At 63.8% G+C, this 13,024-nt stretch carries 15 protein-coding genes and 1 tRNA gene; 7 read left to right on the plus strand and 9 right to left on the minus strand.

Features of this window, described 5'->3' with window-relative positions; all coding sequences use genetic code 11:
* Window positions 1-481: 481 nt before the first annotated feature.
* Window positions 482-1,384 (plus strand): tyrosine-type recombinase/integrase, encoded by a 903-nt coding sequence (locus ACODS2_RS17140; RefSeq protein WP_488999917.1) that lies wholly within the window; start codon window positions 482-484, stop codon window positions 1,382-1,384.
* A gap of 68 nt (window positions 1,385-1,452) precedes the next feature.
* On the opposite strand, the gene ACODS2_RS17145 is transcribed toward ACODS2_RS17140, so the two are convergent.
* The 6 genes from ACODS2_RS17145 to aspS form a co-directional block, all read right to left on the minus strand.
* Window positions 1,453-1,529, minus strand: a tRNA-Met gene (locus ACODS2_RS17145).
* 109 nt (window positions 1,530-1,638) lie between these two features.
* Window positions 1,639-2,157 carry a 2'-5' RNA ligase family protein gene (locus ACODS2_RS17150; protein WP_488999918.1) on the minus strand — a complete coding sequence of 173 codons (519 nt, stop codon included), beginning with the start codon at window positions 2,155-2,157 and terminating at the stop codon, window positions 1,639-1,641.
* Between the two features lie 6 nt (window positions 2,158-2,163).
* Window positions 2,164-3,150: an endolytic transglycosylase MltG gene (gene mltG, locus ACODS2_RS17155; RefSeq protein WP_488999919.1), complete on the minus strand. Its 987-nt coding sequence runs from the start codon at window positions 3,148-3,150 to the stop codon at window positions 2,164-2,166.
* Between the two features lie 26 nt (window positions 3,151-3,176).
* Window positions 3,177-4,433, minus strand: a complete 1,257-nt coding sequence (gene fabF, locus ACODS2_RS17160; protein WP_298169592.1) for a beta-ketoacyl-ACP synthase II — start codon at window positions 4,431-4,433, stop codon at window positions 3,177-3,179.
* 187 nt (window positions 4,434-4,620) lie between these two features.
* On the minus strand, window positions 4,621-4,857 hold the full coding sequence (locus ACODS2_RS17165) for an acyl carrier protein (RefSeq protein ID WP_488999920.1): 237 nt from the start codon (window positions 4,855-4,857) through the stop codon (window positions 4,621-4,623).
* Window positions 4,858-5,041: 184 nt separating this feature from the next.
* Complete coding sequence (gene aspS, locus ACODS2_RS17170; RefSeq protein ID WP_488999921.1) at window positions 5,042-6,823, minus strand: aspartate--tRNA ligase; 1,782 nt, start codon at window positions 6,821-6,823, stop codon at window positions 5,042-5,044.
* Window positions 6,824-6,991: 168 nt separating this feature from the next.
* On the opposite strand from aspS, the gene rnd reads away from it, so the two are divergent.
* From rnd to ACODS2_RS17195, 5 genes are read left to right on the plus strand one after another with little or no spacing between them, the layout of a single operon-like run.
* Window positions 6,992-8,296 (plus strand): ribonuclease D, encoded by a 1,305-nt coding sequence (gene rnd, locus ACODS2_RS17175; RefSeq protein WP_488999922.1) that lies wholly within the window; start codon window positions 6,992-6,994, stop codon window positions 8,294-8,296.
* A 12-nt stretch (window positions 8,297-8,308) separates the two neighbouring features.
* Complete coding sequence (locus ACODS2_RS17180) at window positions 8,309-9,205, plus strand: hydrogen peroxide-inducible genes activator (protein WP_488999923.1); 897 nt, start codon at window positions 8,309-8,311, stop codon at window positions 9,203-9,205.
* A 53-nt stretch (window positions 9,206-9,258) separates the two neighbouring features.
* Window positions 9,259-9,504, plus strand: coding sequence for a type II toxin-antitoxin system ParD family antitoxin (locus ACODS2_RS17185; RefSeq protein WP_298169579.1), 246 nt, complete (start codon window positions 9,259-9,261; stop codon window positions 9,502-9,504).
* A 2-nt stretch (window positions 9,505-9,506) separates the two neighbouring features.
* Window positions 9,507-9,806, plus strand: a complete 300-nt coding sequence (locus tag ACODS2_RS17190; RefSeq protein ID WP_488999924.1) for a type II toxin-antitoxin system RelE/ParE family toxin — start codon at window positions 9,507-9,509, stop codon at window positions 9,804-9,806.
* A complete protein-coding gene (locus tag ACODS2_RS17195; RefSeq protein ID WP_488999925.1) occupies window positions 9,803-10,141 on the plus strand; it encodes an SMR family transporter in 339 nt (112 codons plus the stop codon). Before ACODS2_RS17190 ends, ACODS2_RS17195 begins: the two co-directional genes overlap by 4 nt.
* Window positions 10,142-10,147: 6 nt before the next feature.
* Here the strand turns inward: ACODS2_RS17195 and pgsA are convergent, their stop codons facing one another.
* On the minus strand, window positions 10,148-10,741 hold the full coding sequence (gene pgsA, locus ACODS2_RS17200; RefSeq protein ID WP_488999926.1) for a CDP-diacylglycerol--glycerol-3-phosphate 3-phosphatidyltransferase: 594 nt from the start codon (window positions 10,739-10,741) through the stop codon (window positions 10,148-10,150).
* 140 nt (window positions 10,742-10,881) lie between these two features.
* Here pgsA and ACODS2_RS17205 point away from each other — a divergent pair, with 140 nt between their 5' ends.
* On the plus strand, window positions 10,882-12,207 hold the full coding sequence (locus tag ACODS2_RS17205) for an MFS transporter (protein WP_489000076.1): 1,326 nt from the start codon (window positions 10,882-10,884) through the stop codon (window positions 12,205-12,207).
* A gap of 16 nt (window positions 12,208-12,223) precedes the next feature.
* Here ACODS2_RS17205 and ACODS2_RS17210 read toward each other — a convergent pair whose 3' ends face one another.
* Both ACODS2_RS17210 and ACODS2_RS17215 read right to left on the minus strand, forming a co-directional pair.
* Window positions 12,224-12,472, minus strand: coding sequence for a hypothetical protein (locus tag ACODS2_RS17210; RefSeq protein WP_298169565.1), 249 nt, complete (start codon window positions 12,470-12,472; stop codon window positions 12,224-12,226).
* Between the two features lie 108 nt (window positions 12,473-12,580).
* Entirely contained in the window at window positions 12,581-13,015 is a 435-nt protein-coding gene (locus ACODS2_RS17215) for an EVE domain-containing protein (protein ID WP_488999927.1), read from the minus strand.
* Between the last annotated feature and the right edge of the window lie 9 nt (window positions 13,016-13,024).

Consider the following 13,024-nt stretch of genomic DNA (forward strand, 5'->3'; position numbering starts at 1 on the left):
CTCACATATGTGAGTTAACACACTAATGTAAACTTTTTACAGATGATCGTCTGTAAAATACAACAGGAGACGCGCCCATGCAAACAGTGCTTTTGCGTGTGCTTGGTGATGGACTGGGTGCGAAACCGCGCACTCATCGAGTGTTGAAAAGCGGGCCGCAACGACTTCACACGGAGCCCTGAAATGACGTCACGCCGCAGATTGGTGCCATTGGCAGAGATTCAGCAGGCCTATGACTGGTGGACCAGCTTGGGCCACACAGCGGCCGGCGTCGATATTCGAGCCGATGGCGTCACCTTCATTCCCCCTGCCACACAACAAGTTGGAAGTGCATTCGATGCGTGGAAGGCAAAAGACCAGGGTCGTGACCGGACTGCACATAGTCGGTAAGCGATCGGCCAAAGGCTGCATATGGTACGTCTATGCTTGGCGTGGCGGCCCTTGCATCCACAAGGCATTTGGTGAGCGGCCTGTGGTCGACATGGCCCTCATCATGAAGGCCGAGAAGGCCCGCACTCCATCCAAGGGGACACTTGAGACCCTAGACGATGTTCTGGATCGCTATCGGCAAAGTCCCGAATTTGTGAAGTTGGCCGAGAGCACCAAGAGAGATTACCGGCTTTGGCTGGATCGCATCAGCGAAAAATTCGGTCCAGCACCCATAGCGGCCTTTGAGGATCAACGCATGCGCACAGAGATCATCGACTGGCGCAACACCTGGGCAGATCAACCACGAACCGCAGACAAAGCCAGCGTCACCATGGCGACCGTGCTTGGTTGGGCTCAGGGCGAAGGCATTCTGCCCGTCAATATCGCCACTGGCATCAGGCAACTCCATCACGTCAACAAAGCCGACCAAATCTGGGAGGACAGGCACTGGGATGCCATGAAGTCCAGCAAGGACAAAAATGGTCGGTCGCTCTACTCCGATCACTTGGATCGCGCGCTGCGCCTTGCCAGCCTTACGGGTCTGAGATTGGGTGATTTGGTTCGTGTCACATGGGAGGACGTTGGCGATAAGGCCATCATCCTGACCACCCGCAAGCGTAAAGGGCGAGCCATCATTCCGATCCTCCCCGACCTTCGGGCGCTACTCGACTCGATTGGTGCAGGAACCGGCCCGATCCTGAGGAACAGCCGGGGCGAACCGTGGACCGAGAGCGGGTTGGGAAGCGTGTTCCAGAAGGCCAAGCCAACAGGCTTCGACAGGACCATGCACGACCTGCGCGGGACCTATGCGACCTGGCTAGCCGTGCGGGGCCTGACCGACGAAGAGATCGCCCGGACCATTGGCTGGACGGCCAAACGGATCAGTGAAATTCGCAGCCGATACGTCGATGAAGCACGTGTCATTGTGTCGATGGTGGAGCGCCTCAGCGCCTAGCGGTTTACAGAGTTTGTAAACCGGCCCATTTTTGGAGGGACTGTGATGGACCTAAGTTATTGTTTTTATGGTAGCGGAGGAGGGACTCGAACCCCCGACACGCGGATTATGATTCCGCTGCTCTAACCGGCTGAGCTACTCCGCCCCGAAGGGTTCTGGCCTTGCTGCGGACACATCCGGCGGCAAGGCAGGCGGGCCTATTAGGCAAGGCTGCCTGCGGGGTCAACAGGGGAATCGGCCTTGCGGCACATGGCTTAACGCCGGACGCGCCCACGGAAGGGCCATCGGCCCGCCGGCTCCCACGGGCCACCGAGGTAGCGGTGGAGCGCAAGCCCGGCGAAGGCAAATCGCTCCGGCTGCACAGCGGGGGCTAGCGCGGTCTGCAGGGCCTTTGCCTCTGCCCGCAGCACCTTGTTCTGGATGGTGACGTGGAGGCGCGGCACACCCTCGTCCTGCAGCGTGAGCATGCCGTGGAAATGCTCGGCGATCATTGCCCGCACATCGAGCAGCGAGCGGCTTTCGATCGCAAGCGCGGTGCCGGTGCCGAGATCCATCAGGCCGGTCATCTGCGCGGGCGGCGGTGGCAGCTCGGCGGCGAGCGCGGCCAGCAGGCGCCGCGCTTCGTCCTCCACGAAGGGTGGCAATGCGCGCAGCAGGGTTACGTGCGCCGGCACCAGGTTGCGGTCCGCCGGATAGTGCGCGCGGCGCAGGGCATCGGCGCGGGACTGGAGCGCGACCGGCAGCTCGGCCGTCACCACCAGCGGGGCCTGCACGGCCGCCTAGAGCTCCCCGCGCGCGCGGCGAATCGCGAACCAGCGGGCGACGTTGGCGTTGTGCTCTTGCAGGGTGGCGGCAAAGACGTGCCCGCCCTTGCCATCGGCGACCATGAACAGCGCGTTGGTCTTGGCCGGATGCAGCACCGCTTCGATCGAGGCCTTGCCCGGATTGGTGATCGGCGCCTTGGGCAGGCCAACCATCGTGTAGGTGTTGTAGGAATTGACAGCCTGAATTTCGGACTGGCGGATGCGCCGCCCGAGCGGTTTGCCGCGCGTGATCGGATAGATGATCGTGGGATCGGCCTGGAGCATCATCCCCTGCCGGATCCGGTTGGAGTAAAGCCCGGCGACCATGCGCCGTTCCGAAGGCTTGCCGGTTTCCTTCTCGACGATCGAGGCCAGAACAACCGCTTCTTCAGGGCTGCGCGCGACAGAATCGGGCGCGCGGTCTGCCCAGAGCTTGGCCAGCGTGCGGGCCATCGCCAGCTGCATCCGGGTCACCACCGCCGTGCGGCTCTCCCCGCGCTGGAACGCGTATGTATCGGGCAGGACAGACCCTTCCGCAAGCGTCGGCACCGGCCCTGTCAGCAGGGTGACCTTGGCGAGGCGTTCTTCGACCATGATCGAGGGCATGCCTTCGGGAATGGTGACCATGCGGCGTACTTCGCCGCCCACACCCTGGAGGATCGCCAGAACGGCCGAGCCGCTGGCATGCGCCGGAATGGCATACTCCCCCGCCTTGAGCGGCTCGCTACCGCCCAGCAGGCGCGCGCGGAGACGGAAGGTATCCGCCGATGCGACGATGCCTTCCGCTTCCAGCTTCTCCGCCACGCCGGCGAGCGTCGCTCCCTCTGGCACGGAGAAGGTCGCGTCCTTGACCAGCGGGCCGCTGCCATACCAGCCGTAGAGGAAATGGACGCCAAAGGCGCCCACCACCAGCAGCACGGCCAGCGCGATGATCCTGAGGCGGCCTGCTGCTGCCTTTGGCATCGAACGCCGCCTCCCCCGTCTCCGGCTCAGATCGCCTTCACGATCACGCTGGCGTTGGTGCCGCCAAAGCCGAACGAGTTGTTGAGCGCAGCGCGCACGACACGCTTCTTCGCGACCTTGGGCACGAGATCGACGCCTTCGGTGCCTTCATCCGGATCATCCAGATTGAGCGTGGGCGGCACGATCTGATCGCGGATCGCCAGCACACAGAAGATCGCCTCGACCGCGCCAGCGCCGCCGAGCAGGTGGCCGATGGCCGACTTGGTGCTGCTCATCGAAGCACCCGACAGATCGGGCCCGAGCACCCGCTTGACTGCCGCCAGTTCGATCGTGTCGGCCATGGTCGAAGTGCCATGGGCGTTGACGTAATCGATATCGCCCGGCTCCATCCCGGCCTTGCGCAAGGCCATGCGCATGGCGAGTTCGGCGCCCTTGCCTTCGGGGTGCGGCGCGGTGACGTGGTAGGCATCGCCCGAGAGGCCATAGCCGACGACTTCGGCATAGATCTTCGCGCCGCGCGCCTTGGCGTGCTCGTATTCCTCGAGCACGACGACACCGGCACCCTCGCCCATCACAAATCCGTCGCGGCCCTTGTCATAGGGACGGCTCGCCTGTTCGGGACGGTCGTTGAAGCTGCAGTTGAGCGCGCGTGCCTGGGCAAAGCCGGCCACGCCGAGCGGGTTGATCGTGCTTTCCGAACCGCCCGCGAGCATGATGTCAGCGTCATCGTCGCGGATCATGCGCGCGGCATCGCCGATCGAGTGCGCGCCGGTCGAGCAGGCGGTGACGACGGCGTGGTTGGGGCCCATCAGGCCATACTTGATCGAGACCTGGCCCGAGATGAGGTTGATCAGGCGGCCATGCACGAAGTGCGGGCTCACGCGGCCCGGGCCCTTTTCATGCAGGACGATCGATTCGCTCTCGATGCCCGGCAGGCCTCCGATGCCCGAACCGATCGAGCAGCCGGTGCGCATCTTGAGGTCATCGTCCATGTCGGTGAGGCCAGCATCCTCGAGCGCCTGGCCCGCCGCATCGATGCCGTAGACGATGAACGGATCGACCTGACGCTGCACCTTGAAATCGACGCGCTTGTTCGGGTCGAAGCCATAAGGATGATCAGCCGGCTTCACTTCGCAGGCGATCAGGCACTTCTGGCCTGTGGTATCGAAGCGCGTGATCCGCCCCGCACCCGATTTGCCGGCAATGAGATTGGCCCAAACGGTTTCGACATCGGCCCCCAAGGGGGTGACGAGGCCAAGTCCGGTGATGACGACACGGCGCATTTCAGTCTCCGAAACGTCCGCCCGCAACCGGCGAACGAACCTTGAAGCACAACAGGCCCAGACCCCTCACGGGACCGAGCCTGTCGAAGCCCCGGCGGTTCAGCGCCGGGGGACGACCGCCGCTCCCGTCACGCTCCGCAGGCGGGGCAAGACGGAAAGGTGCGGACGGATTGGCAATCCGAAAGGATCAGCCCTTGTTGTCGTCGATGTACTTGATCGCGTCCGACACGGTGGCGATCTTCTCGGCCGCGTCATCGGGGATCTCGACACCAAACTCTTCTTCGAACGCCATGACCAGCTCGACGATATCGAGGCTGTCGGCACCGAGATCGTCGATGAAGCTCGCGTCTTCGGTGGCCTTATCGGCCTCTACCCCGAGGTGCTCGACAACGATCTTCTTCACGCGGTCGGCAGTATCGCTCATTCTTTTGCCCCTTCAAGGAACTGGGTTGGTATACTCAAATCTGGCCATCGCCCTAATGTCCGGATTGCGGGCTGGCAAGTGGTGCGGTGTGGACGAATTGTGCGAGAGGCGTGACGAGCGGTGAAAGAAGCGGCGAGACGGGCGGCCTGACCGGCGGTTTGCGCGCCCTCCCTGCCTAATCCGCTCACCCCTTCGAGGGTTCCACCGTCCGCAGATGCAATTCGCGCAGCTGCGTGTTGATCGCCGGCGAAGGCGCACCCATCAGCAAGTCCTCGGCACGCTGGTTCATCGGGAACAGCGTAATCTCGCGAAGGTTCTGCGCGCCGCAGACCAGCATGACAATGCGGTCCACGCCCGCCGCCATGCCGCCGTGCGGCGGCGCGCCATACTGGAAGGCGCGATAGAGCCCGCCGAAGCGCTGCTCGACGTCTGCCTTGGACAGGCCGACGAGTTCGAACGCCTTGACCATCAGTTCGGGCGACTGGTTGCGGATCGAGCCCGAGGCGATTTCGTAGCCGTTGCAAACGAGGTCGTACTGGAAAGCCTTGATCGTCAGCGGGTCCTGGCCTTCCAGCGCGCCCATGCCGCCCTGCGGCATCGAGAACGGGTTGTGCGCGAACTCGACCTTCTTGGCGTCCTCGTCCCATTCGTAGAACGGGAAATCGACGATCCAGCACAACTCGAAGCGGTCCTTGTCGATGAGGCCGAGCTGCTCGGCGACGCGCGTGCGTGCGGCCCCTGCCAGCTTGGCAGCCTGCTCAGGCTTGCCGGCGGCAAAGAACAAGCCGTCGTCCGGGCCAAGGCCGAGCGCAGCATAGAGCGCTTCCATGCCCTCGGCACCGTGGTTCTTGGCAATCGGGCCGCCGAATTCGCCGCCCTTGCGCGTGACGTAGCCAAGCCCGGCATGGCCTTCGCTGCGTGCCCACTCGTTCATGTCGTCGAAGAACTTGCGGCTCTTGTCCGCGGTGCCCGGCGCGGGGATCGCGCGAACAGTGCCGCCGCCCGCCACGATCTTCTCGAACAGGCCGAAGCCCGAGGTGGTGAAGTGGCTGGCGACATCAGTGATGATCAGCGGGTTGCGCAAGTCCGGCTTGTCCGAGCCGTACTTCAGCATGGCATCATCATAGGCGATACGCGGGAAGCTGCCCGAAGGCGTCACCGGCTTGCCGTTCGCGAACGTTTCGAACACGCCGCCGATCACCGGCTCCATCGTCTCCCACACTTCTTCCTGGGTGACAAAGCTCATCTCGAGATCGAGCTGGTAGAATTCGCCCGGCAGACGGTCGGCACGCGGGTCCTCGTCGCGGAAGCAGGGGGCGATCTGGAAATAGCGGTCGAAGCCCGCCACCATGAGCAGCTGCTTGTACTGCTGCGGCGCCTGCGGCAGCGCATAGAACTTGCCGGCATGGATGCGGCTGGGCACGAGGAAGTCACGCGCGCCTTCAGGGCTGGAGGCGGTGAGGATCGGCGTCGAGAATTCGGTGAAGCCGGCGGTTTCCATGCGGGCACGCATGTCGCGGATCACCTTGGTGCGCGTCATGATGTTGGCATGCAGCGTCTCGCGGCGCAGATCGAGGAAGCGGTAGCGCAGGCGGATATCCTCGGGATACTCCTGCTCCCCGGCCACTGGCATCGGCAGCTCTTCCGCCGCCGAAAGCACCGTGGCGGCGCGGGCATAAACTTCGATCTCACCCGTCGCGAGCGCGGCGTTCACGGTGCCTGCGCTGCGAGCCTTGACCTCGCCCTCAATCGTCACGACGCTTTCGACGCGCAGGCTTTCGAGCACGGCAAGCGCCGCACTGTCGCTGTCCGCCACGATCTGGGTGATGCCGTAGTGGTCGCGCAGGTCTACGAACAGCACGCCGCCGTGGTCGCGCTTGCGGTGCACCCAGCCCGAAAGGCGCACGTTCTGCCCGACATCCGTCTTCGCGAGCGCGCCGCAGGTGTGGGAACGATAAGGATGCATGAGGCGAGGTTCCAATTTGGCTGGCAAACCGGCCAGCATTCGGGCAGTGATGGCCAGCGGCCAAGAGGCGATGGCTGCGGATTTGTCAAGCCGCAGGCCCCGGACGGGGTCACCACCAGCACCGGTCAGGCATGAGGGCCTGGCCCGGTGCGCAATAAGAAAAGCACGATGAAGATACACCCGCTGATCACGACGACTCCGGCCCTTGCCGATCTGTGCGAGCGTCTCTCCAAGGCCGATTTCATCACGGTCGATACCGAGTTCATGCGCGAGAACACCTATTGGCCGGAACTGTGCCTGGTGCAGATCGCCGACGACAAGGAAGCCGCCGCGATCGATCCACTGGCGCCCGGCCTCGATCTTGCCCCGCTGCTTGAGCTGCTGGTCGACAACGAGGACGTGCTCAAGGTCTTCCACGCCGGCGGCCAGGATGTGGAGATCATCTACAACCTTTCGGGCAAGACCCCGCACCCCATCTTCGATACCCAGATCGCGATGATGGCGATCAGCCAGTCCGAACAGATCGGCTATTCGAACCTCGTCGAAAGCTGGCTGGGCTTCACGGTCGACAAGGGCGCGCGCTTCACCGACTGGTCGCGCCGGCCGCTGACCGAACGGCAGATCGAATATGCCATCGGCGACGTGACGCATCTTTCCAAGATTTTCCCGCGCATGCTCAAGCGGCTGATCAAGACCGGGCGCGGCGAATGGCTCGATGCCGAGATGGAAAAGCTCGCCGATCCCGAGAACTACCGCTCCGATCCTCAAGTGGTTTGGCAGAAGATCCGCGCCCCCAGTCGCAACCCGGCGGTGCTGGGGCGGCTCAAGGCCATCGCCGCCTGGCGCGAAACCGAGGCGATGGACAAGAACATCCCGCGCGGGCGAATCATGCGCGACGAGACTCTGGCCGATATCGCCAGCCACCCACCGCGCGAGCAGCACGAACTCGCCAAAGTGCGCGGGCTTTCCGCCGGGTGGAAGGACAACGACATTGGCCGCCGCCTGATGCAGGCGATCGCGGATGCAACGCCGATGAGCGATGCCGAACTGCCCCCGCGTGCGCCACGCGGCGCGCCGCTGGGCAAGGAAGGCGCGCTGGTGGCCGATCTGCTCAAGCTGCTGCTCAAGATCCGCAGCCGCGAGATTGATATCGCAGCCAGATTGCTGGCCCGCAGCGATGATCTGGAGGCCCTCGCCGCCGGGCAACGCAAGGGCCTGCCGATCCTCGAAGGCTGGCGCTTCGAGCAGTTCGGGCGCGATGCGCTGGAACTGGTCGAAGGCAAGCTCGCCTTCGCTGTGGTGAAGGGCAAGCTCAAGATGGCACATATCGATGCCATCGGCGGCGGCAATGACGACGAGGTCGAGCCGGCGGCGGATGATGACACCATCCTGCTGGCGACCGAGGGCGACGAATTGGGGGGCGACGGGCGCAATTGGGACGACGTTCAGGCCGCCGAGCCCGAGGCTGACTGAGAGCCTGACGGCATGACCACCTACCTCCCCACGCTCAAGCAGTTGCAATATCTCGTCGCGCTCCACGAACACGGCCACTTCGGGCGCGCGGCGGAGGCCTGCTTTGTCTCGCAATCGACGCTGTCGGCAGGGCTGCGCGAACTGGAAACGCTGCTCGGCGTGACGTTGGTCGAGCGCACACGGCGCGTGGTCCGCTTCACCGCACTGGGCGATCAGGTCGTTGCCAAGGCCCACCGCCTGCTGCGCGAGGGCGAGGAACTCTCGGCGCTCGTCCAGGCGCACGGCGCGCCGCTTTCAGGCGAACTGAGGATGAGCGTAATCCCCACCATCGCGCCGTTCCTGCTGCCACGCATCCTCCCGCGCCTGCGCCGTGAACGGCCTTCGCTCAAGCTGTTCCTGCGTGAGGAACCAAGCGCGGCGGCGGTCGAATCGCTGCATCATGGCCGCGCGGACTGCGTGCTGCTCGCCCTCCCCTTCGCGACGGGCGAGGTCGAGGCGGCGCACTTGTTCCACGACCGCCTGCTCGTAGCCTTCCCCAAGGACGACCCGCGCGATCCCCCGCTGAGCATCGCGCCCGCGCTGATCGACGAGGCGCGCCTGCTCCTGCTGGAAGACGGTCACTGCCTCAAGGACCACGTCCTCGCCGCCTGCAACCGCCCCGAACTCCGCGCCAGCGCGAGCGTGATCGGCACCAGCCTGCACACGCTGGTGCAGATGGTCGACAATGGCCTCGGCCTTACCATGCTGTCGGAAATGGCGGTGAAGGCGGGCATCCTGCAGGGCACCCAGATCGTCGCCCGCCCGCTCGAATCCGAACATGCCAGCCGCGAAATCGCACTGGTGTGGCGCAAGAACTCCCCCCGCGCCGAGGAATTCCGCCTGCTGGCGAGCGAACTGGCCGCCGGTTGATAATAGTTGATAAGCGAGATATTGTCAGCGGTCCCTTCATCTGCGAGGCAATCATGATCAGCGCCGATCTCGGAACCAAGCTTGAGGAATTCGTGTCCTCGCTCGTCGCGAACGGACGCTACAACTCGAAGAGCGAAGTACTGCGCGAAGGGGTGCGGCTGATTCAGGATCGCGAGGCGCGGCTGGCTGCGTTTGATGCTGCGATCATGGAAGGCGTGCGAGAGGCTGACGCAGGTCTCGGCGCGCCGGCAGAGGATGTACTCAAGCGGCTGAAAGACAAGTACCGGTCAATGATGTGACCATGTTACCGGTGATCATTGCGCCGCGTGCGCAGTCCGATCTCACAGACATAAGCGACTTTATTGCCGCAGAAAATCCAGCCCGGGCTGCAACCTTTGTCGAGGAGTTGATCGGGCGGTGCCTGTCCCTGTCTGAGCAGCCCGCAAGGTTCCCGCTTGTGGAGCGACTTGCAGGCGCCGGTGTCCGCAAGATGACGCACGGCAGCTACCTAATCTTCTATCGGGTCTATCCGAACCGCGTGACCGTCGCGCGCATCCTCCACGGTGCCATCGATTATGAAGCGAGGTTCCTCGCCCCATGAACCTCCCGCCCTATCTCGCGCTCGCAATCGCGATTGTCGCCGAAGTGGTCGCCACCACCGCGCTCAAGCAATCGGCGGGTTTCACCAAGCTTCTGCCGCTGGCGGTGAGCATGGCCGGATATGCGATTGCGCTGTTTTTCCTCTCGCTCACGCTGGAGCGCATTCCGACCGGCGTCGCCTATGCGATATGGTCGGGCGTAGGCATCGTGCTGATCGCCGCGCTGGCGTGGGTGGTCCATGGTCAGCGGCTCGATATGCCGGCGCTGGCGGGGATCGGCCTGATCATGGCCGGGGTGCTGGTGCTGAACCTGTTCTCGAAAACCGGCGCGGGCTGAAGGCTCTCAGTCCATGTGCTTGAGGCCGACCCGCAGATAATCCCAGCCGGTAATCACCGTCAGCGCGGCTGCGGCCCACAGCGTGATGAGCCCCACCGTGTGCGGCAGGTTGGCGTCGATCCCTGCCACCATCACCGTCCAGTCCGGCGCGCCCTGCCCCAGGATCAGCGCGCCGAGTGCAATGAACTGGAAGGTCGTCTTCCACTTGGCGAGCTTGGAGACGGGCACCGAGACCTGAATGCCCCCAAGAAACTCGCGCAGGCCCGAAACGGCAATCTCGCGGATCAGGATGATAAGCCCGGCGATCACGTGGAGATCGCCCACATAGGGTCCGGTCAGCACGCCTTGCGCGGTGAGCACGAGGATCACCGCCGCCACCATGATCTTGTCCGCAATCGGATCGAGGAAAATCCCGAGCTTGGAAACCGTGCCCTGCGCGCGGGCCAGGTAGCCGTCGAAATAGTCCGTCACCCCCATCAGGGCATAGACAGCGAAGCCGATCGCATAGCCCGCCTGCCATTCAGGCCACCATAGCAGGCCTGCCAGCAACGGCACGGTGACAATGCGGGACAGCGTTAGCAGATTGGGAAGGGTCAGCATCGTAGAGCCACCATAGGCATGAAGACGCCGCGAAGAAACCGCAAGTTGGTCCCAACGTGCCCCCTTGCCCGCCCTGTGGAGGGCGCTATGGGATGAACGCAACACGCGAAGGCTGGCAAAACCCGAATGACAACGCCCGAATGACGACAACCGCGCTGCTCATCCGGAAACGCCGCTTCCTGCCGCTTTTTGCCACGCAGTTGCTCGGCGCGTTCAACGACAACCTCTACAAGAACGCGATGATCCTCTATGTGGTGTACACCGTATACCACTCGGAGGCAGCCGAAGCGCGCTTCTCGGCCATCGCTTCGGCCGTGTTCATCCTTCCCTTCTTCCTGCTTTCCGCACTTTCCGGCCAGCTTGCCGATATGCGTGACAAGGCGCGGATCATCCGCATCGTGAAGGCGGCGGAAATCGCCATCATGCTGGTGGGCGCGGCAGGTCTGTTCATGGCCTGGCGCGGCATGGCCGTGCAGATCATGGCAATCCCGCTGATGCTTACCGCGCTGCTCGCGATGGGCGTGCATTCCACCTTTTTCGGCCCGATCAAGTACGCAATCCTGCCGCAGCACCTGCATCCCGATGAAGTGCTGGCCGGCACCGGCCTTGTCGAGGCGGGCACCTATATCTCCATCCTTGCGGGCACGATCTTCGCAGGCTGGATCCCGGTCGAATGGGCCGCAGTCATCTGCATCGTGACCGCTGCCATCGGGTTCTTCACCGCGCAATTCGTGCCCTCCGCACCGCCGCAGATGGAGCCCGTCCCGCTCGACTTCAACGTGATCCGCTCCTCGATCACGCTTGTGCGCATGACCACGCGCCACCCGCGCGTGTTCCTTGCCATTGCGGCGATCAGCTTCTTCTGGACCATCGGCGCGGTGCTGTTCATCCAGTTTCCGCCGCTTGCCAAGAACGTACTTTCGGCGAGCAAGGAAGTCGCCAGCCTGTTCCTCGTGGTCTTCTCGATCGGCGTCGCGATAGGCTCGGTCTCGATCAACCAATTGCTCAAGGGTACCGTTTCGGCGCGCTTCGGTCCGGTGTCGGTGATCGTGATGGGCCTGTTCATCGTGGCCTTCCACGTGGTGTGCAAGACCTGGCCCCATGCGGCGGGCACGGCGCTGCTCAGCGTGCCGCAATTCGTGATGGAGCCGCTGGCGGTACCGCTGCTGCTGACCTTGCTGGGCATCGCCATTTCGGGCGGCATGTTCGTGGTCCCCCTCTACGCCTTCCTGACAACGGTGGTCGACAAGGGTGAAACCGCGCGGACAATCGCGGCGAACAACATCGTCAATGCCGGCGCGATGGTCGTTGGATCGCTCATTGCGGTCGGGCTGAGCGCCGGGGGCGTGGCGCTGGCCGATCAGTTGCTGCTTGGCGCTGCCATGTGCCTTGTCGCTGCGTGGCTCGCCCGTGTGCTCCACAAGGCCGAACTGGCCCATGAGGGCGAGATCGAGCACACGTTCTGAACGGCGGTATCCGCTTTCAGAAGATGAAGACCGAAACCGCCAGGAAGCAGGCGCAGTAGGCCAGCAGAAAGTCCATCACATCCTGCCGCGTGATCCGTTTGGGATCGACCGGCGGCGAACGCACGCCCTCGGGCAGCTGCAGTGCCTTCATCGCCGCTTCCACCTCAGGCTCGAACATCGGAAGCGGGCGCAGTACATGCGCGGGCAGCGTGCGACGAAAGGGGTGGCCGGCAAGTTCGGGATTGGGGGCGCGCCGTCTGAGCATACCGTCAGTGGTAACGCTTTATTCACCATACGGGGAGGCTGCGAATCGCCCCCGCGCACAATCAAAGCGGGACTGTTCCGATCCGGCACAGCGGGCGCGGACAACCGATCAAATGGTGCCGCCCGCCATCTCAAGCACGATATCCCATTCGGATGCGCGGACGGCCGAAACCGAAAGGCGCGAAAGCCGCAGCAACTCCATCTCGGCCAGCTCAGGATTGGCCTTGATCGCGGCGAGCGTGACAGGCGTCTTCAGCTTCACGACCGGCTTCACCTTTACCGCCGCCCACTTGCCTTCAGGGTCGGTCGGATCGGTGAGGCCAGCAACGCTGATCTGCGCGATTCCAACGATTTCCTTCCCGATGTTCGAGTGGTAGAAGAATGCCAGATCGCCCACCTTCATGGTGCGCAGGTTGCGCGCGGCGAGGTGATTGCGCACGCCGTCCCAGGTGCCCTCGCCCTCAGCAATCAGGTCATCCCAACCATAGACGTCGGGTTCCGACTTCATCAGCCAGGCCTGTTCGGTCGCCTCGATTTTGCTCATGCATGCCTT

Source organism: Novosphingobium sp. FG137, from assembly GCF_057809735.1.

Excerpts from the sequence above, each read along its gene's own strand:
- ACODS2_RS17190 (WP_488999924.1), top strand. The coding sequence starts at position 9,507 with ATGTTACCGGTGATCATTGCGCCGCGTGCGCAGTCCGATCTCACAGAC.
- ACODS2_RS17195 (WP_488999925.1), top strand. The coding sequence starts at position 9,803 with ATGAACCTCCCGCCCTATCTCGCGCTCGCAATCGCGATTGTCGCCGAA.
- rnd (WP_488999922.1), top strand. The coding sequence starts at position 6,992 with ATGAAGATACACCCGCTGATCACGACGACTCCGGCCCTTGCCGATCTG.
- ACODS2_RS17210 (WP_298169565.1), bottom strand. The coding sequence starts at position 12,472 with ATGCTCAGACGGCGCGCCCCCAATCCCGAACTTGCCGGCCACCCCTTT.
- aspS (WP_488999921.1), bottom strand. The coding sequence starts at position 6,823 with ATGCATCCTTATCGTTCCCACACCTGCGGCGCGCTCGCGAAGACGGAT.
- pgsA (WP_488999926.1), bottom strand. The coding sequence starts at position 10,741 with ATGCTGACCCTTCCCAATCTGCTAACGCTGTCCCGCATTGTCACCGTG.
- ACODS2_RS17185 (WP_298169579.1), top strand. The coding sequence starts at position 9,259 with ATGATCAGCGCCGATCTCGGAACCAAGCTTGAGGAATTCGTGTCCTCG.
- ACODS2_RS17180 (WP_488999923.1), top strand. The coding sequence starts at position 8,309 with ATGACCACCTACCTCCCCACGCTCAAGCAGTTGCAATATCTCGTCGCG.
- mltG (WP_488999919.1), bottom strand. The coding sequence starts at position 3,150 with ATGCCAAAGGCAGCAGCAGGCCGCCTCAGGATCATCGCGCTGGCCGTG.
- ACODS2_RS17140 (WP_488999917.1), top strand. The coding sequence starts at position 482 with ATGGCCCTCATCATGAAGGCCGAGAAGGCCCGCACTCCATCCAAGGGG.
- fabF (WP_298169592.1), bottom strand. The coding sequence starts at position 4,433 with ATGCGCCGTGTCGTCATCACCGGACTTGGCCTCGTCACCCCCTTGGGG.
- ACODS2_RS17215 (WP_488999927.1), bottom strand. The coding sequence starts at position 13,015 with ATGAGCAAAATCGAGGCGACCGAACAGGCCTGGCTGATGAAGTCGGAA.
- ACODS2_RS17165 (WP_488999920.1), bottom strand. The coding sequence starts at position 4,857 with ATGAGCGATACTGCCGACCGCGTGAAGAAGATCGTTGTCGAGCACCTC.
- ACODS2_RS17205 (WP_489000076.1), top strand. The coding sequence starts at position 10,882 with ATGACGACAACCGCGCTGCTCATCCGGAAACGCCGCTTCCTGCCGCTT.